Origin of the sequence: Streptomyces sp. NPDC101132 (assembly GCF_044759225.1) — a bacterium.
Taxonomy (GTDB): Bacteria; Actinomycetota; Actinomycetes; order Streptomycetales; family Streptomycetaceae; genus Streptomyces.
On sequence record NZ_JBIVYX010000001.1, the window covers coordinates 586,913 to 612,834 of the forward strand.

The following is a 25,922-nucleotide window of genomic DNA, read 5'->3' on the forward strand; positions in this document are numbered from 1 at the left end:
CCGCCCTGCCTGGGGAGAGGTCAGGGGCGGCCGGCGGGCCCCGCAGTCCTGCCGCACGGAACGGAACGCCGCCACGCCGGTCACGGCGCGGCCGGCGGCCGCTGCCCGCTGCCCGCACGACTGCGCCGTCACCGACCAAGGGAATTGTCCATCGTGCGTCAGAGAAGAAGCCCACGCGGCGCGCTGAGGGGGAGGGCGTTCGGCACGGCCGGCACGGCCGCTCGCGTCCTGTTGCCCCTCTCGCTGCTCGCCGGACTGGTCTCCGCGGCCCCCGCCGTCGCGGAGGAGTCGACACCCCAGCTGACGCCTCGTCAGCAGGTTTTGCAGGCGTGGAAGTCGGGCGGTCCGGCGGTGAAGACGGCCGCCGGAGCGGCGCTCGCCGGCAAGGACGAGCAGGTGACCGAGTACCTGCGTACGGGTCAGAAGGTCGCCGAGGACCTCGACCTGCGGGAGGCCGCGCTCAAGCTGGTCACCGACGCGGGTCCGGGTCTGCGGGAGGCGGCCCAGCAGGCGCTGGCCGGGACGCCGGAGGATCTGGCCGCCTTCATGAAGGACGGCTGGAAGGCGCCGCTGGCGCAGGACGAACAGGTCGAGGCGGCCCGGATCACCGAGGGCGGTGGCGCGGGTCTGCGCGAGGCCGGTGACAAGGCGATGCGCGGCACGACGGAGGACATCCGCGCGTTCCTCGCCGAGGGCCAGTTCCGCCAGCGCGACGACGACGCCCGGGTGCGCGTCGCGCAGCTGGAGGCGGCCGGGGGCCCGGCGACCAAGCGGGCCGCCGCGTCCGCGCTGAAGGGCACGATCGAGGACGTCCGCGACTTCCTGGCGTACGGGCAGTACATCACCCGGGCGCAGGACCAGGAGCACGCCACCATCACCGAGCTCGCCAGGCAGACCGCGGACGCGGGCGTGGCGGCGGAGAAGGCCAAGAAGAGCGCGCAGGAGCAGGCCGAGAAGGCCAAGAACGCCGCGCGTCTGGCCAAGGAGGAGACCGCCAAGGCGGCCGAGGAGATGCGGGCCGCGGAGAAGGACTCCGTCCGGGCGAAGAACGCCGCACGCAGGGCGGCCGAGTCCGCCCGGCGCGCCGCGTCGGCCGCCCGGTCCGCCATCGCCTCGGCCCGGGCCGCGAACGCGGCCGCGGAGACCGCGGCGATCGCCGCGCACAACGCCTCGACGGCCGCCCTGTACGCGTCCGAGGCCGCGGGCCGCGCGTGGAGCGCGGCGGCTTCCGGCAAGGTCAACGAGAAGGTCGCCGCCGACGCGGACGCCGCGGCGCTCCAGGCGTCGAAGATCGCCGACTCCGCCGAGGCGCTGCAGAAGACGCTGACCGAGGCGAACGCGGCGCTGCAGGCCGCACTGGGCGCCGTCGCCGACATGACCGACGCCGCCCTCAACGCCGAGACGACCGGTGAGTGGGCGCAGAAGGCCGGGCTGAGCGCCCAGGAGGCCAAGGCGGCCGCGGACTCCGCGCGCCGGCACGCCGCCGAGGCCCGGCGCTCCTCCCAGGTGGCGCAGCAGAACGCGGCGGCCGCGGCGACGCAGGCCCGCGAGGCCGTGAGCGCGGCCCGGTCGGCCGCCGCGCACGCCCGCAACGCCGCCACCGCCGCCCGCAACGCCGCGCAGTACGCCAACGACGCGCAGAAGGCGGCGACGCAGGCGAAGTTGAACGCCGAGGAGGCCATGAAGGCGGCCCAGGCCGCCAGCGCCGCGGTCAAGAAGGCCGGGGAGGTCCAGGCCGCGGCCCGCGCCACGGAGGCCGAGGAGGTCGCCGCGCGCACGAAGACGCAGGTCAACCACGCCCGGGACGCCAAGGCGAAGTACGACGCGGGGAAGGCCGAGGCTGCCCGGATCCAGCAGGAGACGGCGAAGCTCGACGCCCAGTTCAAGACCCTGGCCGAGCAGGCCGCCCAGCCGGGCGCCGGCACGGAGCAGATCGTGGAGACCGGCCGGAGGCTGGCGCTGACCGCGCTGGAGATCCGCGGTCCGTGGGGCCGCTCCGCCGCCGAGACCGCCCTGGCGGGCGACGACGCGGCCGTGGTCGCGTACGCGGCGACCGGCTGGAGGAAGGCCGACGAGCAGGACGACCGCGAGACGGCCTTCCAGCTCTCCGTCAACTCCCCCCTCGAGGACGTCCGCACCGCCGCGACCACCGCGCTGGCGGGCGACGCGGCGACGGTCCACGCCTTCGTGACCACCGGCCAGTACCAGGCGGCGGCCGCGGACAACCGGATCGAGGTCGCTCGCATCTCCGAGGCCGGCGGCACCGGCGTCAAGGAGGCCGCCAAGGCCGCCCTGGACAGCGCCGACCCCAAGGCCCTGGCCGCGTTCCTGCTCTCCGGCCAGCACCAGGCCCGCATCGAGGACGACCGCGTCAAGGCCGCCAGCCTGGCCGAGGGCGGCACCCCGGAGGTCAAGGCAGCCGCCGAGACCGCACTGGCCAGCCCCGACACCGAGCTGCGCACGTTCATCGTCTCGGGCCAGTTCCGGGCCAAGCGGCGCGACGAGCTCAACGCGGCCCACGTCGCGCAGATCCAGGGCATCATCGCCGACGCCGCCAAGATCGAGGCCAAGGCCTACGAGGACGCCTACGTGGCCGCCCAGGCCGCCTCCAACGCCCAGGGCTACGCCGACGAGGCCAGGGGCCACGCCCAGACCGCCGCCGGCTACGCCGACAAGGCCGCGGGCTTCGCCAAGGACGCCCAGGCCGCCGCCGACCGCGCCTCCGCCTCCGCCTCGGCGGCGGCGGCGTCCGCGGCCAAGGCCCGCACGGCCGAGTCCGACGCGGCCCGCAGCGCCCAGCGCGCCACGAACTCCGCGGCGTCCGCGCAGGCCTCCGCCGAGACCGCTGCCGAGTACGCGGTGAGCGCGTACCAGGCCGCCCAGCAGGCCTACGACTCGGCCCGCAACGCGGGCATGAGCGCCCACGAGGCACGCGGCGCCTACGAGTCGACGGTCAAGCGCTACATGCACGACCAGTACGTCAAGGCCGAGCAGGAGCGCCAGCGCGCCGAGGCCGCGAAGAAGAAGCAGAAGTGGCTCACCTACGGGATGGCCGCCCTCAGCTTCGTCGTCCAGGGCCCGCTGGGACCGGTCATGGTCCTCGCCCCCGAGTTCGGCGTCCACCCCATGGACGTCCTCCACATCAGCCTCGACGTCCTCGGCCTCGTCCCCGGCTTCGGCGAGTTCGCGGACCTGGCGAACTGCGGCCTGTACGCGATCGAGGGCACCATCGAGCACTTCGCGCCCAGCGGCCGCGAGGGCATGTGGGTCGACGCGGCCCTCTCCTGCGCCTCCGCGATCCCGGTCCTCGGCTGGGGCGCCGCCCCGATCAAGGCCGCCCGGTGGGCCGAGAAGTACGGCCCGAAGGCCAAGGACCTCTTCGACAAGCTGGCGGACCTGTGGAAGAAGGCGCCCGCCTGCGGACGCAAGAACAGCTTCCCCGCCGGCACCGCCGTCCTGATGGGCGACGGCACCACCAGGCCCATCGAGCAGATCGAGGTGGGCGACCTCGTCACGGCGACCGACCCGCTCACCGGGACCACCGGCCCGCGCGTCGTCAAAGCCACCATCTACACGCCCGACGACCGCGAGTTCACCGACATCGAGCTGCGGGGCGCGTCGGCCGCCCCGCTGACCTCGACCGACCACCACCCGTACTGGGTGCAGAACCGCAAGCGCTGGACCGACGCCGCGGACCTCCGCGTCGGCGACGCCCTCCGCACCCCGGTCGGCACCACCGTCCAGGTCGGCAAGGTCACCCACTGGAAGGGCCTCGCGCCCGCCTACAACCTCACGGTCAACGACCTCCACACGTACTACGTCCTCGCCGGCCCGACCCCGGTCCTCGTCCACAACACCAACCCGCTGTGCCTCGAGGGGCAGCGCGAATACCCCATCTATGATCCTCAGACCGGAAACCTGATCACTGACATCGATCACGTGGACGGTGGAGTCCTGTGGGAGCTCAAGAGTGCGACGTACGCCGACGACGCTTGGCTCACGAAGCACATCAACGGAAAGCTCGAGAAGTACCTCAAGGCCCGCCGTCAGATGGACGGCTACGAGGAAGCTCCGATCGGGTTCCGGTTCGAGCAGCCGGTCGACCCGAGGTTCCGTGCCGCTCTCGAGGCCCGCATCGAGGAACTGAGGCGGGCACATCCCGATCTGGACCTCAGGCTGGAGATTCCCGAGTGAGCTACTACTTCGAGAGCGCGGGCGACACGCTCTGGAACCCGTCACTGCGGATCGGCAAGCTCTACGTTTCCATGGCCGAGGCCGTCGGCGAGATGCTGGGCGTGCCCACCGGGCTCTCACCGCGTGACGACGACAGTTGCCAAGTGGAGCGAGTGGTGTTCACAGCCTTCGCCGGCGCACTCCACGCCCACTACCTGTCCGCACGGCACCCGGTGCAACGAGAGCTGATCAAGGGGGTCCTCCTCACTTCACTCGTGCTGCAGGAGCGCCTGGGGGCTCCCCTCGATCAGGACTCGGCCGAGAACCGGGCGCTCAGGGAAGCCGCGAGCGCCCTCGCCCGCTCCATGTAAGGGCTGCGGACGCTTGCGGTCGGACGAACGGGCCGGTCGCGGGCGGCGAAAAACAGGGCCCGCTGGACATCGTCCAGCGGGCCCTGTTCGCGTCGGGCGAGCCTCCCCGTCGGCTCGGCGGCACCAGGACACACGAAAGGCCGTTCTCTCGATACGAGAGAACGGCCTCCGACCTGCGTTTCCGCATGGTCGGGACGACAGGATTTGAACCTGCGACCCCTTGACCCCCAGTCAAGTGCGCTACCAAGCTGCGCCACGTCCCGGTGCTCGCTGACCTGGGGTTTCCCCCTGGTGTGGCGTGCAGGAAGAACATTACCGCACGTCGGGGGGTGCGCCAGCACCGGTTTGCCGGGCGGGGCAGGATGGGGGTGTGGAGCGGAGCGACGGGCGGGACCGGGACGGCGAGGGGCGGGCGCGGAGCGCGCGGCCGCGTGACGGGCTGGGCAGGCCGCTGCCGTACGGGGCGGAGGGGGTGCCGCGGCAGCCCGAGGGGGTGGTGCGGGCCCCGGAGGAGACGGTGCGGGAGGCGCAGCGGCTGCTGGACGCCGGGATGCCGTTCCACGCCCACGAGGTGTTCGAGGACGCCTGGAAGACCGGGCCGGCGGAGGAGGCCGGGCTGTGGCGGGCGCTGGCGCAGCTCGCGGTGGGGCTCACCCATGCCGCCCGGGGCAACGCCACCGGCGGGGCCCGGCTGCTGCTGCGCGGTGCCGCGGGGCTGGCGGAAGCGGCTGAGGTGGCGGGGGCCGCCGAGGCGACGGGGGACGCTGAGGTGCCGGGGGGCCGGCGGCCGTACGGGCTGGATCTGGACGGGCTCGTCGGGTGGGCGCGGGAGTTGGCGACTCGGGTGGCCCCGGGCGTCGGGGTGGTGGATGCGGTGGCCGAGGCTCCGCGGTTGCGGGGCGGCGGGGGGCCGCCCCGGGGGCGCGGGCGTTAGTTCGTGGGCTGGAGCAGGTCCCAGCGGTTGCCGTAGAGGTCCTCGAAGACGACCACGGAGCCGTAGGGCTCGTGCCGCGGCTCCTCCAGGAAGTGGACGCCGGCGGCGGTCATCCGGGCGTGGTCGGTCGCGAAGTCGTCGGTGTGCAGGAAGAAGCCGACCCGGCCGCCGGTCTGGTCGCCGACGCGGGCGCGCTGCTCGTCGTTCTTGGCGCGGGCCAGCAGGAGGGCGGCCTCGGTGGCGCCACGCGGGCGGACCACCACCCAGCGGGAGCCGTCGGGGCGCGGGGTGTCCTCGACCAGCTCGAAGTTCAGCGCGCGGGTGTAGAAGTCGATGGCCTCGTCGTAGTCGAGGACGACGAGGGCCGTCAGGGCGATATGTGCGGACATGGGGTCAGTCTGTCGCAAGCAGGACGACTTCCAGGGTCCGGGGGCCGTGTACGCCCTCCACTCGGTCCAGTTCGATGTCACTCGTGGCGGATGGTCCGGAGATCCAGGTGAGCGGCCGGGTGGGGTCGAGGCGTTCCAGGGCCTGCGGGACGGAGTCGACGACCTGGGCGGGTGCCCGGACCACGCAGACGTGGTGGTCGGGGACGAGGGTCGACCGGCGGCGGCCCTGGCCGGGTCCGCCGTCGAGGACGATCGTGCCGGTCTCGGCGACCGCGAGGGCGCAGCCGGTGACGACGGTGTCGATCCGGTCGAGGTCGTGCAGGGTGGGCGCGGGGCGTTCGGGGACGCGGGTCGCGTCGGCGGCCGCCAGCCAGTGGGCCGGGAGGCCGTGCGGTACGAGCACCCGTGCCGTGCCGTGGGCCGCGAGCAGTCGCGCCAGCAGGGGTGCCAGGCCGGGTTCGTCGGTGCGGTGGACGAGGGCACGGTAGTCGGCGAGGTTCCGGGCGAGCAGGTCCGCGGTCCCGGCGGGGGTGCGGGTGCCGTGGACGCGGAGGTAGTCGCGGGGGACGTCGGCGGCGTAGGCGGGGCCGGGCGGGCCGGTCTCGCCCTGGGCGCGGCGGATGCGGGCGAGGATGCGTTCCCGGGTGCTCATGCGTCCCCTCCCCCGTGGTCGCGCCGGCGCCACCAGTCGCGGAAGGGTTCGGGCGGGATTTCCGGGAGCTCGCGGGTGTCGGTCCAGGCGCGGCCGGGGCCGGGCAGGCGGCGGGGGTGGAACCGGCGGGTGCGGGCCAGCAGGCGTTCCCCGGCGCGGAGGGCACCGGGGTGGTCGAGGGTCCAGCGGGCGGCGCGCAGGGCGGCGCGTTCGGCGGCGTGGCCGCGGGCAGGGCGGATGCGTACCCGTACACCGTCACGTGTGACATTGCCGCCCTGGACCACGCGCTCGCGCAGGTGCACCAGGACCTCGGGGATGTCGATGGCGACCGGGCAGACCTCGTAGCAGGCCCCGCACAGGGTGGAGGCGTAGGGCAGCGAGGCGTCGATCTCGCTTCCGGTGCCGCGGAGTTGGGGGCTGAGGATCGCGCCGATGGGGCCGGGGTAGACGGAGCCGTACGCGTGGCCGCCGGCCCGCTCGTACACGGGGCAGACGTTGAGGCAGGCCGAGCAGCGGATGCAGCGCAGCGCCTGGCGGCCCACGGGGTCGGCGAGGGTGTCGGTGCGGCCGTTGTCGAGCAGGACCAGGTGGAAGGCGCGGGGGCCGTCGTCGTCCGTGGTGCCGGTCCACATGGTGGTGTACGGGTTCATCCGCTCGGCGGTGGAGGAGCGGGGCAGGGTCTGGAGGAAGATCTCCAGGTCGCGGAAGGTGGGGACCACCTTCTCGATGCCGACCACCGAGATGAGGGTCTCGGGGAGGGTGAGGCACATCCGGCCGTTGCCCTCGGACTCGAAGACCACGAGGGTGCCGGTCTCGGCGACCATGAAGTTGGCGCCGGAGACGCCCACCTTGGCGCGGAGGAACTTCTCGCGCAGGTGCAGCCGTGCGGCCTCGGCGAGTTCGGCGGGGGCGTCGCCGAGGTCTTCGGGGGCCGGCCGGCCCCAACGGCCCATCTCCGCGCGGAAGACGTCCCGGATCTCGGCGCGGTTGCGGTGGATGGCGGGGACCAGGATGTGGGAGGGGCGGTCGTGGCCGAGCTGCACGATGAGTTCGGCGAGGTCGGTCTCGTAGGCGGCGATGCCGGCGGCCTCCAGGGCCTCGTTGAGGCCGGTCTCCTGGGTGGCCATCGACTTGACCTTCACGACTTCGCGTTCGCCGGTGGCGAGGACGAGGCCGGTGACGATGCGGTTGGCCTCGTCGGCGTCGGCAGCCCAGTGGACGGTGCCGCCGGCCGCGGTCACCGCCTCCTCCAGCTGGAGGAGGTAGTGGTCGAGGTGGCGGAGGGTGTGGTCCTTGACGGCCTTGCCGGCGGCGCGCAGCCGGTCCCAGTCGGCGAGTTCGGCGACGGCCCGGGCGCGTTTGTCGCGGATGGTGTGGGTGGCGTGCCGGAGGGTGGCGCGCAGGGTGGTGTTCCGGACCGCCTCGCGGGCGGCGTCGGGGAAGGCCGGCATGCCGAGGTACGTGGCGCCGCTCATCGGTGGTCCTCCCGGGTGCTCGCCAGGATCTCGGCCAGGTGCAGGGTGCGCAGCGGGGCGCCCTGGCGGCGCAGGGTGCCGCCGAGGTGGGCGAGGCAGGAGTTGTCCGCGCCGCAGAGGACGTCGGCGCCGGTGGAGAGGGCCGCGCGCACCTTGTCGGCGGCCATGGCGGCGGAGACGTCGGGGTTCTTGACGGCGAACGTGCCGCCGAAGCCGCAGCATTCCGCGGCGCCGGGCAGTTCCCGCAGGTCCAGGCCCTCCACCGCGGCGAGCAGCCGGCGGGGCCGGTCTCCGAGGCCGAGGCTCCGGAGGCCGTGGCAGGACGGGTGGTAGGTGACGGTGTACGGGTAGTACGCGCCGACGTCGACCGTGCCGAGTACGTCGACCAGGAACTCGGTCAGCTCGTACGTGCGGGGCGCCAGGTCCGCGGCCAGGCCGGCCAGTTCGGTGCCGCGGCCCTCCTCGGCGGCCCGGCGGCCGATCCGGGGGTAGTGCTCGCGGAGCATGGCGGCGCAGGATCCGGAGGGGGTGACGACGTGGTCGTAGCCGGCGAAGGCGTGCGCGGTGCGGCGGAGCAGGGGTTCGGTCTCGTGGCGGTAGCCGGTGTTGTACTGGGGCTGTCCGCAGCAGCTCTGCGCGGCCGGGAAGTCGACGTCGACGCCGAGCCGCTCCAGGAGCCGGACGACGGCGGTGCCGGTGCCGGGGTGGAGCGCGTCGTTGACGCAGGTGACGAAGAGGGCGACGCGCATGGGCCGGAGCATAGCGAGCGGGCGGGCGGCGGGCCGGGGTGTCCACGGGCCGGATGCGGGGGTGTCCGCGAGCGGAGGCCGCGCGGGGCCCGGCGGCAATCCGGTGAAGGCCGCGCGGGGCCCTGCGGGGATCCGGCGGCGGCCGCCCCGGGTGTCCGGGGCCGGGGGTGCATGGGGCAGACTCGGCCGGGTGAAGAAGTTCTCTGTGATTGGCATCGGGGCGGGCGACCCGGACCACCTGACCCTCCAGGCGGTCAAGGCGATCGGGGCGGCGGACGCGTTCCTCATCCTGGAGAAGGGTGAGGAGAAGGCGGACCTCACGGACCTGCGGCGGGAGATGCTCGCCGCGCACGCCCGGCCGGGGCACCGGCTGGTGGAGGGTCGGGACCCGGACCGGGACCGTACGCCGGCCGAGTACGCGCCGACCGTGGACGGCTGGCGCAGCGCGCGGGCCGGGATCTTCGAGCGGTTCATCGCGGAGGACCTCGCAGACGGCGAGACGGGGGCGTTCCTGGTGTGGGGCGACCCCTCGCTGTACGACTCCACGCTGGCGATCCTCGACGAGGTGCACGGGCACGGCCGGGTGGAGTTCGAGCACGAGGTGGTGCCCGGCATCAGCAGCGTGTCCGCGCTGCTGGCCCGGCACCGGACCAACCTGAACCGGGTGGGCCGGCCGGTGCAGATCACCACGGGGCGGCGGCTCGCGGAGGGCTGGCCCGAGGACGTGGACGACGTGGTGGTGATGCTGGACGCCCGGCACGCCTTCACGAAGTACCTCGACCAGGACCTGTTCATCTACTGGGGTGCGTACGTCGGGACGCCGGACGAGATCCTGGTGTCCGGGCCGCTCGCGGAGGTGTCCGGGCGGATCGAGGAGCTGCGGACCGAGGCGCGGGCACGCAAGGGCTGGATCATGGACACGTACCTGCTGCGCCGTCCCTGACGGCCCTTCTGACGTGTGACACTGCACGGTGACATTGCACAGGGCCCCCGAGGGCGCCACGGCGCGGGGGCCCTGTGCCGTTCCTCCCGCGCGTCAGCGGCCCAGGAACTCGCCGAGTCCGTCGGCGAGGCGCTCGTACTCCTCCGGGCGGTTGTAGATCTGGCCGCACAGCCGGATCCCGCCGCCGCCCTCGCGGGGCCAGATCAGCACGCGGATGCGCAGCCGGGCCGCGATCTCCTCCCGCAGGGCGCGGGCCTCCTCCACGGTCCCCGCGGTGCCGGCCGGGAGCAGCAGCGAGCGCATGGCCAGTCCCTCGGTGTACGGCAGCGGCCGCAGCCCGAGGCGTTCGGCGAGCAGGGCGCTGCCGTGGGCGGCCAGGGCCGTGTTGTGTGCCCGCACCTTGGCCGCGTCGAGGCGTTCGAGCAGGTCCAGGCCCTCGGGGGCGGCCAGCCAGGAGGTGTACTCGTCGGTGGCGCGCCACTCCACGGAGCGGGGGAAGCCGTGGTGGTCCTCCCAGGAGGGCACGAGCGGCCGGACGGCGGCACGGTGCTCGGGGGCGACGGCGAGGACGGCGCTGCCGGGCGGGGCGTAGGCCCACTTGTGGAGGTTGCCGAACCAGAAGTCGGCGCCGCCGGCGAGGGGGTCGGCGAGCATGCCGGGGGCGTGGGCGCCGTCGACGACGGTGGTCACGCCGCGTTCGGCCAGTTCCGCCAGCAGCCGGGGTCCGGCGACCAGGCGGGCGGTGGGCGAGCTGATGTGGTCCAGCACGGCGACCCGGGTGCGCGGGGTGAGCGCGGCCAGGACGGTCTCGCGGACGGCGTCCTCGTCGGGCAGCAGCGGGTCCAGGGCCACGGTCCGCAGCGGGGCGCGGCGGGCGGCCGCGGCGCTGACGGTGCCGTAGCCGTGGTCGGTGACCAGGATCTCGTCGCCCTCGGCGAGGTCGAGGGAGTTCATGACGATGTTGGCGCCCTCGGTGGCGTTGGCGACGAAGGCCAGGCCCTCGGGGTCCGCGCCGAGGTGGGCGGCGACGCGGGCGCGGGCGGCGGCGACGCGTTCGGGGGCGTTGATGAAGAAGGCGTCGGGGTCGGCGTCCTGCTCGGCGCGGAAGGCGGTCTGCGCCTCCTGCACGGGCAGCGGCACGGCTCCGAAGGAGCCGTGGTTGAGGTGGGACACCTCGGTCGAGAGCCGGAAGAGGGCGCGTCCTCCGGGGAATTCGGACGGGGACTGCGGCTCGGGCACGGGGCCTCCTGGGGTCGTCGCGGGGTGCGGTCCCCGCGCTCCCGTGATCATGCACGGCGGGCGGGCGGGGACGGAAGACCGTCCCCGCCCGCCCGTGCGCGCTGCCGCCCGGTTCTGCCGGGGCGGTGCCGCTCGTCGGGGCGGGCCCGTCGGCGGCGGCCGGCCGGGGCGGCGCCCGTCAGCGCCGCCCGCTCGTGGCCGCGTAGTACTGGAGGTCCTGCACCTGGACCACGTGCCTCGCCTCGTACGGCAGGGTCACGGAGGCCACGGTCTTCCCGCCGCGCGTGGCGGTGGCCGTGCTGGTGCCGGCCCGGAGCGGGAACAGCTCGGCGTGCCGGACGGCCGGGGCCCCGTAGCTCTTCGTCACGCCTCCGACGGTGGTGCGCACGGTGGCCGGTGCGGTGAGGAAGCTGACCACCTCGACCGTGTCGCGGGGCGGGGCGGTGCCCCGGCGCGGCGCCATCAGCAGCACCTGCTTGCCCGTGGGGTCGGCGCCCGCGAACTGCACCCGCGAGGTGAGGTACAGCGTGTCGCGGACGATCCGCGGCCAGGCGCCGGTCTTGAAGCGGACCAGGTAGTAGGAGGACAGGTCGAGGTAGGCGTGGCCGTTGTGCAGGGAGGGGGCGAACTGGCTGCCCTCGCTGTAGTCGTTCCACGTGGTGAGCTGGACCCAGTCGGCGCCGTCGGCGATGGCGTGGTTCCAGGTGGACCGGAGGGTGGCGGTGTTGCCCGCCTCGTCGTAGACGCCCTGGTTGGGGCGGGCGTCCTGGACGGAGACCGGCTGCATCCAGATCTTGCCCAGGCCGTGGGCGCGCTTCACGTCGCGGGTGGCGCTCTCCTGGCCGACGTAGCTGCGGCTGCCCCACTCGGAGAAGCCGTAGCTGATGGGCGCGAACTCCCCGGAGTGGGCGCCGTAGTCGAGGAAGAGCGGGACCAGGGCGGTCCTGATGCCGTGCCGGGAGCTCAGGGTGTCGATGACCTGCTTCCACCAGGCGGGGGTCTTGGCCTCGGCCTTGAAGGGCGAGACGACCAGCCGGCCGTCGGAGAGCCGGTGGGCGGCGGGCGACTTGGCCAGCTGGGCCAGGGAGTTGGCGAGGCCGGCGGGGTCCGGGTTGATGGACGTCATGTCCGGCATGAGCATGATGCGGAAGCCGGGGTCGACCGACTGGGCGGCGCGCAGCAGCATGGTGGTGCGCTCCCAGTTCTTGCCGGACAGGGAGAGCATGTCGACGGTGAAGCCGTCGAGGCCGGCGGCGCGGGCGGTGCGCACCTCCTGCTGGAGGTTGGCGAGTTCCCAGTTGCCCGGCTTGGGGGACACGGGGAGCGGGCGGTCGCGGAGCAGGCCGCCGTAGCGGGCGTGCTTGCCGCTCTCGCCGGCGGGGTTGAGGTAGTTGCGGGTGTAGTAGTCGTTGGCCGAGCCCGCGTTGTCGAGGGACAGCGGGTACGGGGTGAAGTAGTGCGCGAAGACGAGGCGCTTGCTCTTGCGCAGGGTGGCGGGCGAGGGCATGTCGAAGGGCAGCGCCGCGCTGGGCCGCCAGTCGTCGGCCGGCCGGCCGGTGGGCGGCTTGCTGGCGCCGCCCTTGTCGCCGGCGGGCGGGGTGGGGCGCGTCGCGTCGCCGGCTCCGCCGGATCCCGCACGGTCCGTCACCGAGGGTCCGACGGACCAGGGTTCACCGATCTGGGGTGCGGTGCTCTTCCTGCTCCCGCCGGCCCCGAAGGGGTCCCAGGCGATGCCGGTGGCCGTGAAGACGCCGACGATGAGGAAGCCGGAGATGAGGAGCGCGAGCAGGGGCCGCCGGGCGCGGAAACCGCGGCGTCGCCGGTGCGTTAAGGGTCTCTTGGACCGCTGGGCGCTCATCGTTCGTCCTCCAGGTGAATATGCCCCGGCCGGGACATGGACAGCAGTAGAGCCCATTCACGTCATCCGGACAACCGTTCTCCTCGGTGTCGGACCCCGGCACGTACGTCACACGCATCACTCCGCCTACGTCCGCGGCCGTTCCGGGCGGGGCCCGGCGGAGGGGTGGGCGGCCGGCTCGGCCGCCGCCCGGGAGGCATCTTCGCAGGGGCCGGTGTGAGGGCCGCGTAAGGAACAAGTGGGGGTGTGGCCTGCCGGTTTGGCGTGGGGCGGGGTTCTCCCGGCGGTCGTGTCCGGTGGTGCGCGGGGGGCCGGCGTGGTTGCGTGGGGGAAGGCGGGGTAGACGCGGCGTCGGACCGGAGTGCCGTGTGCCGGCGCGGCGGCGTGCCGTGCGCCACATCGGTGGCGTGGGGCGCGCCGACGGGTGCGTTCGGTGGCGGTACGGGTGTGCCGTGGCCGTACGGATGCGCCGGGGCGGTACGGGTGTGCCGGAGCCGTACCGGTGTGCCGGGGCGGTACCGGTGTGCCGGAGCGGTACGGGTGTGCCGCACGGGTACGGATGTGCAGGCGGGCCGTCGTGGCCGGGAACGAGGGAGGCGTGAGCGTGGCGGGAGCCGGACGAACGGGGACCGGGGGCGTGGGAGCGGCGCGGGCGGGAGCGTTCGCGGGCCGGCTGCGGGCCGGGGCCGCGGCCGCCGGCATGCGGGCCGGGGCGACGGCGTCGAACCTGTGGGACGCCACCGGGCCCCGGCGGCCCGGTACGCACAGCGGGCCGGTGGCCTGGCGCGGCGCCGTGGGCCGGTGGGACCGGACGCTGTTCGACGCGGTGGCCCGGCGGCACTGGCCGGGCGGCGACCTGGTGCTGCCCCGGCTGAGCCGGGCGGCCAACCACGGGCTGCTGTGGGCCGGAAGCGCGACGGGCCTGGCGCTGTTCGGCTCGGCGCGGTCACGGAAGGCCGCGCTGCGCGCCATGTGCTCGCTGGCGGTGGCCTCGGCGACCATCAACACGCTGGGCAAGTGGTCGGTGCGCAGGCCCCGTCCGCTGCTGGAGGGGGTGCCGGCGGTGCGGCAGCTGCGGACCCAGCCCGGGACCACGTCCTTCCCCTCCGGCCACGCCGCCTCCGCGGCCGCGTTCGCGACCGGGCTGACCCTGGAGGCGCCCGCCCTGGGCCTGGTGGCCGTGCCGCTGGCCGCGGCGGTGGCCGCGTCGCGCGTCTACACGGGGGTGCACTATCCGGCGGACGTGCTGGCGGGCGCGGCGCTCGGGGTGGGCGCCGGGCTGCTCGTACGCTCGCTCGCGCGCGAGGCGGACCTCGCGCGGACGGCGCCCGGTCCCGAGCGGGCGGCCGAGGCCCCGGCGCTGGACGGGGGCGAGGGGCTGACGGTCGTGGTGAACCGGGATTCGGGGACCGCGGCGGACCGGGAGGCCCTCGCCGCCGCGCTGCCGCGGGCCGAGATCGTGGTGTGCCCGGGGCCGGAGGTGGCCGGGGCGCTGGCGGAGGCGGCCGGGCGGTGCCGGGTGCTGGGCGTCTCCGGGGGTGACGGGACGATGGGCGCGGCGGCCGCGGCGGCGCTGGCGGCCGGGGTGCCGCTGGCGGTGTTCCCCGGGGGCACGCTCAACCACTTCGCCGCGGACCTGGGGATCGCGGGCGCCGAGGACACCTGCCGGGCGCTGGCCGCCGGGTCTGCGGTGCGGGTGGCGGTGGGGCGGTTCACGCCGGGTCCGGACGGGCAGGGCGGGCAGGGCGGCGCGGACGGGAAGTCCGGGTACTTCCTGAACACCTTCAGTCTGGGCGTGTACCCGGAGCTGGTGTGGCACCGCGAGCGCTGGTCGCCGCGGATCGGTTCCGGCCCGGCGGCGCTGCTGGCGGCCTGGCGGGTGCTGCGCGCGGAGCGGCCCGTGCGGCTGACGGTGGCGGGGCGGCCGCGGTCGGTGTGGCTGCTGTTCGCCGGCAACGGCACGTACCACGGCAGCGGTCCCACGCCGCGGCGGCGGGTGGGGCTGCACGAGGAGCTGCTGGACGTGCGGATCGTGCACGGCGGCGGGCGGCCGGGGCCCCGGCTGCTGGCGGCGCTGATGACCGGCCCGCTGACCCGCTCCCCCGTGCACACGGCCACCCGGCTGGAGCGGCTGCGGATCTCCGACATCCCGCCGGGCACCCTGCTGGCGTACGACGGCGAGTGGACGACGGCGCCCGCGGAGTGCGTGGTGGACAAGCTCCCGGGTGCGCTGACGGTCTACCGGCCGGAGTAGACCGCCGGCCGGGGCCGGCGGACCGTGGTGCCTCCCCGCTCAGTCGTGCATCGCGTGCGAGGCCTCGACGTGTGTCTCCGGCTCCAGCTGGAGGGTGGAGTGCGCGATGTCGAAGTGGTCGCCGAGACAGTCCTGGAGGCGGCCGAGGAGGTGTCCGTGGTCCTCGCTGCGCAGGACGGCCTCGGAGACGACGACGTGGGCGGTGAGCACCGGCATGCCGGAGGTGACGGTCCAGGCGTGCAGGTCGTGTACGGCGACCACGCCCGGCTCGGCCAGCAGGTGGCGGCGTACCTCGGCGATGTCCGTGTCCTGCGGGGTGGCCTCCAGCAGGACGTGGGTGGCGTCGCGGAGCAGCCCGTAGGCGCGGGGCACGATGAGCAGGCCGATGACGATGGAGGCGATCGGGTCGGCCGCCTGCCAGCCGGTGAGGAGGATCACCAGGCCGCCGACGATGACGGCGAGGGAGCCGAGGGCGTCGCCGAGGACCTCGAGGTAGGCGCCGCGGAGGTTGAGGCTCTTGTCCTTGGCATCGCGCAGCAGGTGGAGGCCGACGGCGTTGGCGGCGAGGCCGATGAGGGCGATGGCGAACATCAGGCCGCCCTTCACCTCGACGGGTTCGCTGAAGCGGCGGATCGCGGAGTAGAGCACCCAGACGAAGATGCCGAGCAGGAGGAGGGCGTTGAGCACCGCGGAGAAGATCTCGACGCGGTAGAAGCCGAAGGTGCGGGCGGGGGTGGGGGCGCGCTGGGCGAGGGTGACGGCGCCGAGGGCGAGGCCGACCCCGACGGCGTCGGTGAGGCTGTGCGCGGCGTCCGCGAGGAGCGCCAGGGAGCCGGACAGGAGCGAGCCGACGACCTGGACGACGGTGATGGCGATGCTGATGCCGATGGTCCACAGCAGGCGGGAGCGGTACGCGCCGCTGGGCGTCCCGGTGGCGGAGGGCACCCCGTGGTCGTGGCTCATGATCACCATCGGACCACGGCGGGGCGGCGCTGTCGCGGCGGCGGCGGGCAGGGGTACGCCGTTCCGGGGGCGGGGGCGGGGCGGGCGAGGGCCGGGGGTACGCGTACGTACGGCGCCCGGCAGCCCGGAAGCACGGCCTAGGCAGGCCTGAGGCGCGGCCTCGGCGGGCCGGAGGCCGTGCCGGCCCTCAGCGGGCCCGGAGCGCGGTGGCCAGTTGGGCGCGCGAGCGGACGTTGAGCTTCTGGTAGATGCGGGTGAGCCGGGCTTCGACGGTCTTCACGCTGAGGAACAGCTTGGCGGCCGCCTCCTGGTTGCTGGCGCCCTGGCCGACGAGGAGCGCGAGGGTGAGTTCCGCCTCGGTGAGCGCGGCGGCGACGGGCGTGTCGAGGGGGCCGCCGGGGGCGGGGCGCGGGGCCGGGGTCTCGCGGGCCAGCTCGGCCCAGGGCTTGGCGCCGGCGGTGGTGAAGACGTCCGCGGCCTCGGCGAGGGCGGTGCGGGCGGGTGCCTTGCGGCGGCGGCGCCGTTCGACGCGGGCGAGGGCGAGCAGCGTACGGCCGCGCTCGACCGGCAGCTCCAGCTCGGCGAAGCGCTGTGCGGTGTCCGTCAGCAGCCGTACGGCGGCCTCGGCGTCGCCGCCGGCGGACAGCAGCAGGCCCTGGGCGCGGTCGAGGGCGGCGATGACGGCGGGGCGGCCGAGGTCGACGGCGACGGCGCGCCAGGTGGCGACGAGGCCGGCGGCCTCGTCGAGGGCGTCGGCGGCGACCAGGGCCTCGGCGAGTTCGCCGTGCCAGCGCAGGATGGAGGGGTCGACCACCTGCTGGGCGGCCTCCAGGTCGGCGACGCGGCGGAGGGTGGCGACGGCCTTGGCGGTCTCGCCCATGGCGAGTTCGACGGTGCCGAGGGCGTAGAGGCTGCGGGAGAGGAAGACCTGGTCGCGCTCCTCCTCGGAGGCCTGGATGCCGCGGCGGGCGTACCCGGTGGCGCGGGCGAAGCTGCCGCCGGTGGCTTCGGCCATGGCGGCGACGTACCAGGCGGGGCCGGGTGAGAGGCCGGCCTCGATGGTGCAGGCGAGGGAGCGGCGGGCCCAGGCGAGGCCGGCGTCGCAGCGGCCGCGGCGGAGTTCGACCTCGGTGAGGCTGCGGAGCACCTCGAAGACGTCCTCGCAGGCGCCGGTGCGTTCCACGGCGGGGAGCAGGGCGAGGAGCTGCTGCCGGGCGTCGTCGAGCCAGTCGTCGAAGAGGGCGTGGCGTACGGCGAGGTAGCGGGGGGCGTTGCGCAGGCCGATGGGGACTTCGGGTGAGGGCAGGGCGAGGGCTTCGGCGAGGATCGTCTCGGCGCAGGGGTCTCCGAGGATGCGGCCCATGCGGGCGCGGACGGTGAGGGCCATGGCCTCGGCGACGGTGTCGCCGCCGCGGCGGGCGAGTTCCCCGGCTTCGGCGGCGGCGGCGCGGGAGCGGACGGGGTCGCCGTCGCTGAGGTTGAGCTTCCAGGCGACGCGGAGCTGGACGAGGGCCTGGAGTGCGGGGTCGCCGGCGGCGTCGAGTGCGGCGTGGGCGAAGGTCTCGTCGAGGTCGGCGAGGGCCTGGCCGGCGGCGTCGATGACGGCGAGGCGGGCGCGTACCCGGTCGGCGGGCGAGGCGTCGCGGGCCAGGACGGCGCGGGCGGCCCGGCGGGCGAGGTCGGCGCGGCCGGCGCAGCCGGCGTCCTCGGCGGCGGCGACGAGCCGGGCGAGTTCGGCACCGGGCCGGTCGGCGGGGGTGCGGTCTGCGGCGAGCATGCCGAGCTCGGCGGCCAGGGCGCGGTTGCCGCGGCGGCGGCAGGAGGCGGCTGCGTCGGAGACGGCGGCGGCGAGCTCCTCGTCGGGGGTGTCGACGGCGAGGGCGCGGTGCCGGGCGGCCTGTACGGGGTCGTCGTCGGCGGCGGCGAGGGCGGCGTGGCCGGCGGCGCGGTCGGGCCAGCCGGCGTCGGCGGCGAGGACGCTGGGCAGGGCGCCGGCGGTGAACTCGACGGTGCCGTCCTCCGCCACGGTGACGAGTCCGGCGTGTTCGGCGGCGGCGAGTTCGGCCTCGGCGTCCGGGCGGCCGGCCCGGCGGAGGAGGGCGGTGGTGGGGCGGGCGGCGAGGGCGGCGAGCAGCAGGGTGGGGCGGGCGGCGGCGGGTGCTTCGGCGAGGAGGCGGCGGGCGACCTCGCGGGCCTGCCCGGAGACGGGCAGGGTGTCGGCGTGGTGGACGGGTTCGCGGGACTCGGCGAGGGAGTGGCCGAGGGCGAGGGCCAGGCGGGGGTTGCCGCCGCTGGCGCGGTGGATGCGTCCGGCGAGGCGGGCGGGCAGGCCGTGGCTGACCAGGAGTTCGGCGACCTCGTCGGCGCCGAGGGGCGGGATGGCGGTGCCGCGGGTGCCGGGGCCGCAGAGGGCCTCGGCGACAGGGGCGCCGCCGCGGGCGCATTCGGCGACGAGGGTCCGTACCCGGGGCGGGGTGAGGCGGAGGGCGAACCGGAGCAGGTCGACGCTCTCCTCGTCGAGGAACTGGGCGTTGTCGACGACGACGAGGACGGGGGCGTTGGCGGCGAGGTTGCGCAGCACCTCGACGATGGCGAGGCGGAGGGCGATCCGGTCGCGGCCGGCCCGGGAGGCGTCGGTCTCGCGGCGCAGCAGGGCGACGGCGGTGCGCTGGGGTCCGGCGAGGCGGTCGAGCACGGCGGCGGGCACGGCGGTGAGCAGGGCGGCCACGGAGGCCTCGGGTATGTGCCGGTCGGCGGCCTCGGGGTCGAGGCGCAGGACGGTCTCGCCGCGCGAGCGCGCGGCCGCCGCCAGCGCGGTCAGGAGCGCGGTCTTGCCCGCTCCGGCCGCACCGGTGAGGGCCGCCCGGCCGTGGGTGTGCAGTGCGCGGTCGACCGCCGCGATGAGTTCCCCACGTCCGACCGGCGCGTCAGCGTTCCCCGTCGCCGCCACGCACAGCCTCCAGCCTCTCGGTCGTTTCCCTGTGCCTTTCCTGTGACCGCTGAGGATACGAGGTCGGTGGCCGGGCGGGACCGGAGTGTGACGCAGAAATCAGGCGGCGGTCCGGGCATGCCTCCGGACCTGCCGGTACGAGGCGTACCTGCAGGTCCGGGGCTGCTGGGTCCGGACCGGCCCGGTGGGGACGGGCGGGTCCGGGGGTGTCCGGTGTGGGGGTGCCGGACTTGTGGGGGTTTTTCCTTCCGCTGCGGTGGGGCTGGGGATGCAGCGGGCCGGTTCCCCCCGGACCCTCCTCTGGGTTCCCGGGGGGCCGCCGGGCCTCTTAGAAGGTCAGGCTCCAGGAGTCGATGTAGCCGGTGTCGACCGAGGCCACGTCCTGGACGCGGAGCTGCCAGGTGCCGTTGGCCGGGATGGCCGAGGCGTCGACGGTGAAGGTGGTGATCAGGTTGTCGGTGCCGTCGCTGGAGGAGTTCTGCAGGCGCTTGACGGTGCCGTTCGGGCCGACCAGGTCGACGACCAGGTCACCGCGGTAGGTGTGCTTGATGTCCACCGCGACCTTGAGGGTGGCGGGGGCGTTGCCGGTCAGGCCGGTGACGCTGATGGACGAGGAGACGGCGCCGCCGTTGTCCGGGATGTTCACGTCGGCGGTGTTGCTGAAGGTCGAGCCGCCGGGGGTGGTGCCGCCGGAGACCGCGGCCACGGTCTTGGCCGCGTCGGCGAGGCCGGCGCCGCAGCCGCCGGTGCAGGTGCCGGCCAGCGGGCGGGCGTTGGTCTTGATGGCCGACTCGATCTGGGCCGGGGTGAGGGCGGTGTTGGCCGACTTCAGCAGCGCGGCGAGGCCGGCGATGTGCGGGGCGGCCATGCTGGTGCCCTGGTAGGGCTCGTAGTTCTCGGTGCCCGGGGAGGTGGCGCCGGCGTTCAGCGTCGACCAGATGCCGTTCTCGGGCGTGGTGATGGTGCCCGGGGTGTCGGTGGCGCGACGGGTCTCGCCGCCGGGGGCGGCGATGTCGATGATCGAGCCGTAGTTGGAGTAGAACGACCGGTCGCCGGTGCGGTTGGCCGAGGCCACGTTGATCACGTTGTTGCAGCTGGCCGGCGAGAAGCCGCTGGCGTCGGCGTTGCTGTTGCCGGCGGCGACGACGACGGTGGTGCCGCGGTTCACGGCCGCGTTGATGGCGTTCTGGTACGTGGTGGTGCACGCGCCGGAGCCGCCGAGGCTCATGTTGATGACCTTGGCCGGGGTCGGGTTGGCCGGGACGCCCGCGACGGTGCCGCCGGAGGCCCAGGTGATGGCGTCGACGATGTCGGAGGTGGCGCCGCCGCACTTGCCGAGCACGCGGACGGGCTGGATCTTGGCGCCGTAGGCGATGCCGGCGACACCCTTGCCGTTGTTGGTGGCGGCGGCGATGGTGCCGGCCACGTGGGTGCCGTGCCAGGAGGAGTCGCTGGCCTTGGAGCCGGTGCCGCACTCGCCCGCGGCGCTCCAGTCGCCGGCGTCGGCCGGGTTGTTGTCGCGGCCGTTGCCGTCACGGGCGGCGGTGGAGCTGGTGATGAAGTCGTAGCCCGCGACCACGTTCGAGGCGAGGTCGGAGTGGGCGACGTAGCCGGTGTCGATGACCGCGACGGTCACGCCGGAGCCGGTGGTGGTGTCCCAGGCGGCGGGAACGTTCATGCCCGCGGTGGCCTCGAAGAGGTCCCACTGCTTGGTGTACTCGGTGTCGTTCGGGGTCGCCATCGCGTAGGCGCGGCCGTCGGGCTCGACGTACGCCACGTCCGGGTCGGCGCGGAACTGCGCCATGACGTCCGCGACGTCCTGCGGGGCGAGCTTGCCGCCGAGGTCGACGAGGGCGGCACCGGTGCCGAGGCGGCGCTCGAACGAGACGTCCTCGCCGGCCTTCGAGCCCTTGGCCTTGGCGTCGGCGGCGGCGTCCGTGTTGGAGCGGGACTCGGTCGCGCCGGACTTGTAGCCGACGATGAGGTTCTCGACCGGCGCGGTGGGGAGCGGGGCCGGGGTGGCGGTGGGGGCGGTGGCCGCCGCACGGGCCGCCGCCGGGTTCGCCAGCGCCACGGAGGTGGTGGCCGCGGTGCCGAGCAGCGTGGCGGATATCGCCACGACGGTGATGAGCCTGCGCCTGGATGCGTGCAAGGTGGGATCCCTTTCGCGGGCCGCCGGTTCCGGGCAGGCCGGATCGGCGGATGGTGCATGTGTGGGAGGTGGATGCAGTGGTGCGGTGCTGCGGGGGTCCTGGCCGCACGGTGCGCCCGGTGCCGGGGTGAGGCGGCGCGTCGTGCGGTGGTACCCGTGGAGCGGTGCGCGCGGCGCGCTGGGGGCCGTGGTGGGGCCGCGCGTCGTGCGGTGGTGCCGGTCGTGCCGGTGGTGCCGTGGTGCGGTGGTGCCTGCGCGGGCCGGGGCGCGCTGCTCACGCGTCCCGGGCTCCGCTGCTCACCTGGCTGCCGCCGCCGCGACGATGGGGCGGGGGCAACGTCGGCTGTCGTCGATCCACCGGGGGAACGGGTTCGCGCCATGTGGGGTGGCGGACTGACCGTCCGGCCGGTGAAGATCGCCGGTGGTCAGACAGTAGGCAAAATGCAGATGAACCCGATACGGGGAAAACCCTTGTCCGGCCCCTGCGCGTACCCCTCGGGGCCCCTCCCCGAGGTGACGGACGGATCCCCCAACACCCGCCCTGACATGCGATGTTGAGTCCCCGCACCCCCCAAGGGAAGGGACATTGGTCCGGTCCAATAGGACGAGGGTCAGGGCGCGCGGAGGGCTGAATTCAGGCCGGTCCGACCGAGCGCCAAGCGAGCCGCGAGAAGGGCCCGAAAAACAACACTCCGGACATACAGGTCGGCTCGCCATGCAACGGAACGAGTCAGCCGTACAGCACCGGATGGGGCACGCCGAACTGCCCTGGTGGGTCGTGTGGTGTGTGGGGCAGGTGCTTGAGGCGTCGTGGCAGGCTGGACCGGAGGCAGGCCCGGGCCTGGGGTGGCCGAAGGCCAGGGCGAAGCCCCAAAGCCCCAGGGGTGGGCCTGCCGCAGGGGCTGCAGGCCACGACGGGTCAAGCACCGAGGGGACCCACACACCACACGACCCACCCCCGAAGCAGGCTCCGGCGACCGGTAGCTCCCGAAGCACCCCGAAACTTCCCGAAGCCCCCCGGCCACGGATCCCTACCCCACCCCGGCCGCCACGTCCTCGATGACCGCCGTGACGGCCTCCGGTTCGCGGAGGGTCGGGAAGTGGTCCGAGCCCGCGAGGCGGACCAGCCGGCAGCCCGGGATGCGCGCGGCCATCTCCTCGTTGCAGCGCACGACCTCGGGCTGGTCCAGCTCCCCCAGCGCCAGCACGGACGGCGCCGTCACCTCGCCCAGCCGGTCGAAGACGGGCGCGTCGGGCACCTGGTGGGGGTGGTTCGTGAACCAGCCGCGGAGCGCGGCGCGCAGGGCCGCGGCGGCGTGCGGGTCGCCGTCGGTGCCCGCGCGGCCCCAGATCCCGAGGCCCAGCGCGACGATGCCCTCCGTGTCGCCGGCCGTGGCGAGCCGCTCCAGTTCCTGGACGAAGCCCGCCGGCTCCAGCCCCTCGTACCCCGTCACACCCGGCACGAACAGGGCGAGGCCGGCGACCCGGCCGGGGTCCGCCACCGCCAGGCTCAGCGCGGCGGAGCCGCCCATGCTGGAACCGGCGAGTACGGCCCTGCGGATCCCGAAGTGGTCCAGCACCGCGGCGAGATCGGCGACGAGGGAGTACCGGGCGGTGGGGGCCGGGGAGCGCCCGTAGCCGCGTACGTCGTAGCGGATCACGCGGTGGCGGGCGGCGAGGCCCGGCAGGACGCCGTCCCAGAGGGAGGAGTCACCCACCCCGGGGTGCAGCAGCACCAGCGGGGTGCCGCTGCCCCCGGTGTCCTCGGCCCACACCTCGTCCGTGCCGCTGACCTTCACCATGGTTTCCATGCCGCCAGTCTGTTGCGACGGGCGGCGGCCCGCCAGGCCGCCCCGCGGTACGGACCGGACGGCATGGCGCGAAAGCGGCCCCGGGAAGAGCCGTACCCGCCGTACCCGCCACACCCGCCGGACCCGCCGTACCCGCCGTACCCCCGTCCCCCGTCCCCCGTACCCCCGTACCCCCGTACCCCCCGTCAGGCCCCCTGGATGTGGAAGTTGAAGTCGGTGTGCCCGAGGGCCGTCATCAGCCGCAGCCAGACGGGCAGCAGCATCTCGGTGCCGCGGGCGGTCTCGATGCCGCCGAGGTCGATGATGCTGCGGTCGGGCCAGCCGAAGGAGCGCAGCAGCCCGGTGACGTCCTTCTTGGCGTCGGCGTCGTCGCCGGAGAGGAAGACGCTGTGGTCGCCCTGGATCCGCGACGGGTCGACCATGACCAGCGTGTGCATGGTGTTCAGCGTCTTCACCACGCGCGCGGCGGGGTGCGCGCGCTGGATGCGCTCGCCCAGGCTGTCCGTGTTGACGGGGTCGAGGGAGGGCGGGAAGCCCGCTGAGAAGTCGAGCGGGTTGGCGATGTCGACGAGGACCTTGCCGGCGAGGTTCGCGGCGCCGGCCGCGTCGAGCACGGCGAGGCTGACCGAGCCGCTGGTGGTGTTGAGGACGGTGTCCCCCTGGGCCGCCGCGTGGGCGAAGGTGGCCAGCCGCACCGCGCTGTTCTCGGCCCGCCACTGCGCGAAGGGGGCGAGGCCGTGCGCGTCGGGTGCGGTGCGGGCGAGGGTGGCCTCCGGGTCCCGGGTGCCGACGACCACGTCGTGGCCGAGGGAGACGAGGCGGGCGGCGATGGTCCGGCCGACGATCCCGGTGCCGAGGACTGCGTAGCGCATGTTCTTACCCCTTCAGGTTCCGGGGGCCCGGACGGACCGGCCCCGCCCGGGCGACCGTACCGTTGTACTGCGCGGACCGCTGGTCGTGGTCCGGGGTACGGACGTCCCGGGCGAGTTCCGGAGGTCCGGCCGCGACACGCGGGCTCCCGGAAGCGCCGTCGCCGCCTCCGGGAGCCCCGCGGTCCTGCCCGCGGCCGGCCCGGTCCTACGGGACCAGCCGGAGCAGACGGTTCGGGGAACCGCTGCCGGGGCTGGTGACCTTGCCGGTGGTGGCACCGTTCACCAGGGCCGTGGCGACCTGCGCCGGGGTGGCGGAGGTGTGCCCGGCGAGGTAGACGGCGGCGGCGCCCGCGACGTGCGGGGTGGCCATCGAGGTGCCGGAGATGGTGTTCGTCGCGGTGTCGCCGGTGTTCCAGCCGGCCGTGATCGAGACACCGGGGGCGAACAGGTCCAGTACGGAACCGTAGTTGGACCAGGAGGCCTTGGCGTCGGAGCTGTTGGTGGCGCCGACGGTGAGGGCCTCGGTGACCCGGGCGGGCGAGGAGTTGCGCGCGTTGACGCCTGAGTTGCCCGCCGCGACGGCGTAGGTGACGCCGTCCGCGATGGAGTTGCGCACCGCGTTGTCGAGCGCGGTGGAGGCGCCGCCGCCGAGCGAGAGGTTGGCGACGGCCGGGGCGCCGGCCTGGTGGTTCGCGGTGACCCAGTCGATGCCGGCGATGACCCCGGCGGTGGTGCCGGAGCCGTTGTCGTCCAGCACGCGGACGGCCACGACCTTCGCCTTCTTCGCCACGCCGTACGTGGTGCCGGCGATGGTGGTGGCCACGTGGGTGCCGTGGCCGTTGCCGTCCTGCGCGACGGAGTCGCCCTCGACGGCGTCGTAGCCGTTGACCGCCCGGCCGGCGAGCTCCTGGTGGGAGATGCGGACGCCGGTGTCGATGACGTAGGCGGTGACGCCGGAGCCCGCGCTGTCGGGGTACGTGTAGGTGCCGGACAGCGGCAGGTTCGGCTGGTCGATGCGGTCCAGGCCCCAGGGGGCGTTGGTCTGCGTGGCGTCGGCCCTGACGATGCGGTTCTGCTCGACGGAGGCGACCGCGGGGTCGGCGGCCAGCTTCCGGGCCTGGGCGGCGCCGAGGGTGACGGCGTACCCGTTCAGGGCCGCGCGGAAGGTCTTGTGGACCTGGCCGCCGTGCCGGGATATCAGCCGGTGGCCCCGGTCGGAGGCGGGGGTGAAGCCCGCGCCCTGCTTGAGGGTGACGATGTAGCTGCCGGGGACCGCGTCCGGCGAGCCGGCCCCGAGCACGGTGCCGGCGGCCGTGGGGGCGGCCTGCGCGGGCAGCGTGGTCAGGGTGCCCAGCAGGGCCGTGGCGGCGGCGGTCGTGACGGCCACGGCGATGCGGGTCTTGGTGCTGCGGGGGAGTGCCATTACGAGGGGTCCTCCTCATGGGCGGCGCGCGTCCGTGTGCGGGCGCGCGCTGGTGGGGGTGAGGTCGTGCGGGGTCGCACAGTCGGCCGCGATCCGGATGCCTCCGGTCGCGGCGTGATCGTCACCGTCGCCCATCGGGTGGGGCCGGACAAGGCGGTTGACGCCTTTTCACACCCAGGTCACACGACTGCCATCCCGCCGCGACAGTCCCCCTCTCCCCCGCCCCGCGAACGTGACGCACGCCACCAACTCCGTTGTGGGACGCGGGTGTTCAGGCCGGCACGCCGGAGCGAAGGGGAGCCCCTCGCCGCTCCGGAAGGGACCGGCCCACGGCCGGCGGGTCAGGTGCGCCGGGTCGACGCGGACGACGGCCTCTTCCAGGGCGCCGAACACGGCGGCGCCGCCCAGGGGGCGGAACTCGGGACTGATCACCCTGCCGGCGGCGACGGGTGCCTGCTCCCGGATCTCGCACAGGACGGCGTCCGGCAGGACGGCCGCTGCGGACCCCGGAGGACGCTGGTACCCGTCGCCGGACGCGGCGTTCTCGATGGCCGCGCGGGTGTGCGGTGGTGCCACCCCGCGCCGAGGAGCCGGGCGGCCCGGAGAGACCGAAGTCGTCGTCGATCCCGGGTCGGGCGGTACCGACCGGCAGCCAGTCGATGGCGGGGCCGTCGTGCACGCCGGCCGGAGGAAAGCCGAACCGCCTGCCCCAGC

At 74.8% G+C, this 25,922-nt stretch carries 17 protein-coding genes and 1 tRNA gene; 5 read left to right on the forward strand and 13 right to left on the reverse strand.

Features of this window, described 5'->3' with window-relative positions; genetic code table 11:
• The first annotated feature begins 153 nt into the window (after positions 1-153).
• Together ACIQUR_RS02690 and ACIQUR_RS02695 are read left to right on the forward strand one after the other, a co-directional pair.
• Positions 154-4,194, forward strand: a complete 4,041-nt coding sequence (locus ACIQUR_RS02690) for a polymorphic toxin-type HINT domain-containing protein (protein WP_403657093.1) — start codon at positions 154-156, stop codon at positions 4,192-4,194.
• Complete coding sequence (locus ACIQUR_RS02695) at positions 4,191-4,544, forward strand: DUF6086 family protein (protein WP_403657096.1); 354 nt, start codon at positions 4,191-4,193, stop codon at positions 4,542-4,544. The genes ACIQUR_RS02690 and ACIQUR_RS02695 overlap by 4 nt, the downstream gene beginning before the upstream one ends.
• 186 nt (positions 4,545-4,730) lie before the next feature.
• Here the strand turns inward: ACIQUR_RS02695 and ACIQUR_RS02700 are convergent.
• Positions 4,731-4,807 (reverse strand) — tRNA-Pro (locus ACIQUR_RS02700).
• Between the two features lie 107 nt (positions 4,808-4,914).
• Here ACIQUR_RS02700 and ACIQUR_RS02705 point away from each other — a divergent pair.
• The gene (locus tag ACIQUR_RS02705) at positions 4,915-5,478 is read left to right on the forward strand and encodes a DUF309 domain-containing protein (RefSeq protein WP_403657099.1); all 564 of its coding nucleotides are present in this window, start codon (positions 4,915-4,917) and stop codon (positions 5,476-5,478) included.
• On the opposite strand, the gene ACIQUR_RS02710 is transcribed toward ACIQUR_RS02705, so the two are convergent.
• Genes ACIQUR_RS02710 through ACIQUR_RS02725 form a run of 4 tightly spaced genes read right to left on the reverse strand, consistent with a single transcriptional unit; the run spans position 5,475 to position 8,743 of the window.
• Complete coding sequence (locus tag ACIQUR_RS02710) at positions 5,475-5,867, reverse strand: VOC family protein (protein WP_403657102.1); 393 nt, start codon at positions 5,865-5,867, stop codon at positions 5,475-5,477. The two genes, ACIQUR_RS02705 and ACIQUR_RS02710, sit on opposite strands and share 4 nt — an antisense overlap.
• A gap of 4 nt (positions 5,868-5,871) precedes the next feature.
• Positions 5,872-6,519: a lactate utilization protein C gene (locus tag ACIQUR_RS02715; protein WP_403657105.1), complete on the reverse strand. Its 648-nt coding sequence runs from the start codon at positions 6,517-6,519 to the stop codon at positions 5,872-5,874.
• Positions 6,516-7,994: a lactate utilization protein B gene (locus ACIQUR_RS02720; RefSeq protein ID WP_403657107.1), complete on the reverse strand. Its 1,479-nt coding sequence runs from the start codon at positions 7,992-7,994 to the stop codon at positions 6,516-6,518. The genes ACIQUR_RS02715 and ACIQUR_RS02720 overlap by 4 nt, the downstream gene beginning before the upstream one ends.
• Positions 7,991-8,743, reverse strand: a complete 753-nt coding sequence (locus tag ACIQUR_RS02725) for a (Fe-S)-binding protein (RefSeq protein WP_403657110.1) — start codon at positions 8,741-8,743, stop codon at positions 7,991-7,993. The genes ACIQUR_RS02720 and ACIQUR_RS02725 overlap by 4 nt, the downstream gene beginning before the upstream one ends.
• Before the next feature lie 190 nt (positions 8,744-8,933).
• Between ACIQUR_RS02725 and cobF the strand changes: the two genes are divergently transcribed.
• Positions 8,934-9,686 (forward strand): precorrin-6A synthase (deacetylating), encoded by a 753-nt coding sequence (cobF, locus tag ACIQUR_RS02730; RefSeq protein ID WP_403657113.1) that lies wholly within the window; start codon positions 8,934-8,936, stop codon positions 9,684-9,686.
• A 93-nt stretch (positions 9,687-9,779) separates the two neighbouring features.
• On the opposite strand, the gene ACIQUR_RS02735 is transcribed toward cobF, so the two are convergent.
• Together ACIQUR_RS02735 and ACIQUR_RS02740 are read right to left on the reverse strand one after the other, a co-directional pair.
• Positions 9,780-10,925, reverse strand: coding sequence for an aminotransferase class V-fold PLP-dependent enzyme (locus ACIQUR_RS02735; protein WP_403657116.1), 1,146 nt, complete (start codon positions 10,923-10,925; stop codon positions 9,780-9,782).
• A gap of 178 nt (positions 10,926-11,103) precedes the next feature.
• Positions 11,104-12,783, reverse strand: a complete 1,680-nt coding sequence (locus tag ACIQUR_RS02740; RefSeq protein ID WP_403657119.1) for a glycoside hydrolase family 71 protein — start codon at positions 12,781-12,783, stop codon at positions 11,104-11,106.
• Positions 12,784-13,483: 700 nt separating this feature from the next.
• Between ACIQUR_RS02740 and ACIQUR_RS02745 the strand changes: the two genes are divergently transcribed.
• The gene (locus ACIQUR_RS02745) at positions 13,484-15,037 is read left to right on the forward strand and encodes a bifunctional phosphatase PAP2/diacylglycerol kinase family protein (protein ID WP_403657982.1); all 1,554 of its coding nucleotides are present in this window, start codon (positions 13,484-13,486) and stop codon (positions 15,035-15,037) included.
• A gap of 39 nt (positions 15,038-15,076) precedes the next feature.
• On the opposite strand, the gene ACIQUR_RS02750 is transcribed toward ACIQUR_RS02745, so the two are convergent.
• From ACIQUR_RS02750 to ACIQUR_RS02775, 6 genes are all read right to left on the reverse strand, one after another.
• Complete coding sequence (locus tag ACIQUR_RS02750; RefSeq protein ID WP_403657121.1) at positions 15,077-16,009, reverse strand: cation diffusion facilitator family transporter; 933 nt, start codon at positions 16,007-16,009, stop codon at positions 15,077-15,079.
• A gap of 178 nt (positions 16,010-16,187) precedes the next feature.
• Positions 16,188-18,950, reverse strand: coding sequence for an AAA family ATPase (locus tag ACIQUR_RS02755; protein ID WP_403657123.1), 2,763 nt, complete (start codon positions 18,948-18,950; stop codon positions 16,188-16,190).
• Positions 18,951-19,278: 328 nt separating this feature from the next.
• A complete protein-coding gene (locus tag ACIQUR_RS02760; RefSeq protein ID WP_403657985.1) occupies positions 19,279-21,069 on the reverse strand; it encodes a S8 family peptidase in 1,791 nt (596 codons plus the stop codon).
• A 1,064-nt stretch (positions 21,070-22,133) separates the two neighbouring features.
• Positions 22,134-22,913: an alpha/beta fold hydrolase gene (locus ACIQUR_RS02765; RefSeq protein WP_403657126.1), complete on the reverse strand. Its 780-nt coding sequence runs from the start codon at positions 22,911-22,913 to the stop codon at positions 22,134-22,136.
• Positions 22,914-23,098: 185 nt separating this feature from the next.
• A complete protein-coding gene (locus ACIQUR_RS02770; protein WP_403657129.1) occupies positions 23,099-23,785 on the reverse strand; it encodes an NADPH-dependent F420 reductase in 687 nt (228 codons plus the stop codon).
• Between the two features lie 205 nt (positions 23,786-23,990).
• A complete protein-coding gene (locus ACIQUR_RS02775; protein WP_403657132.1) occupies positions 23,991-25,208 on the reverse strand; it encodes a S8 family peptidase in 1,218 nt (405 codons plus the stop codon).
• Positions 25,209-25,922: the final 714 nt, after the last annotated feature.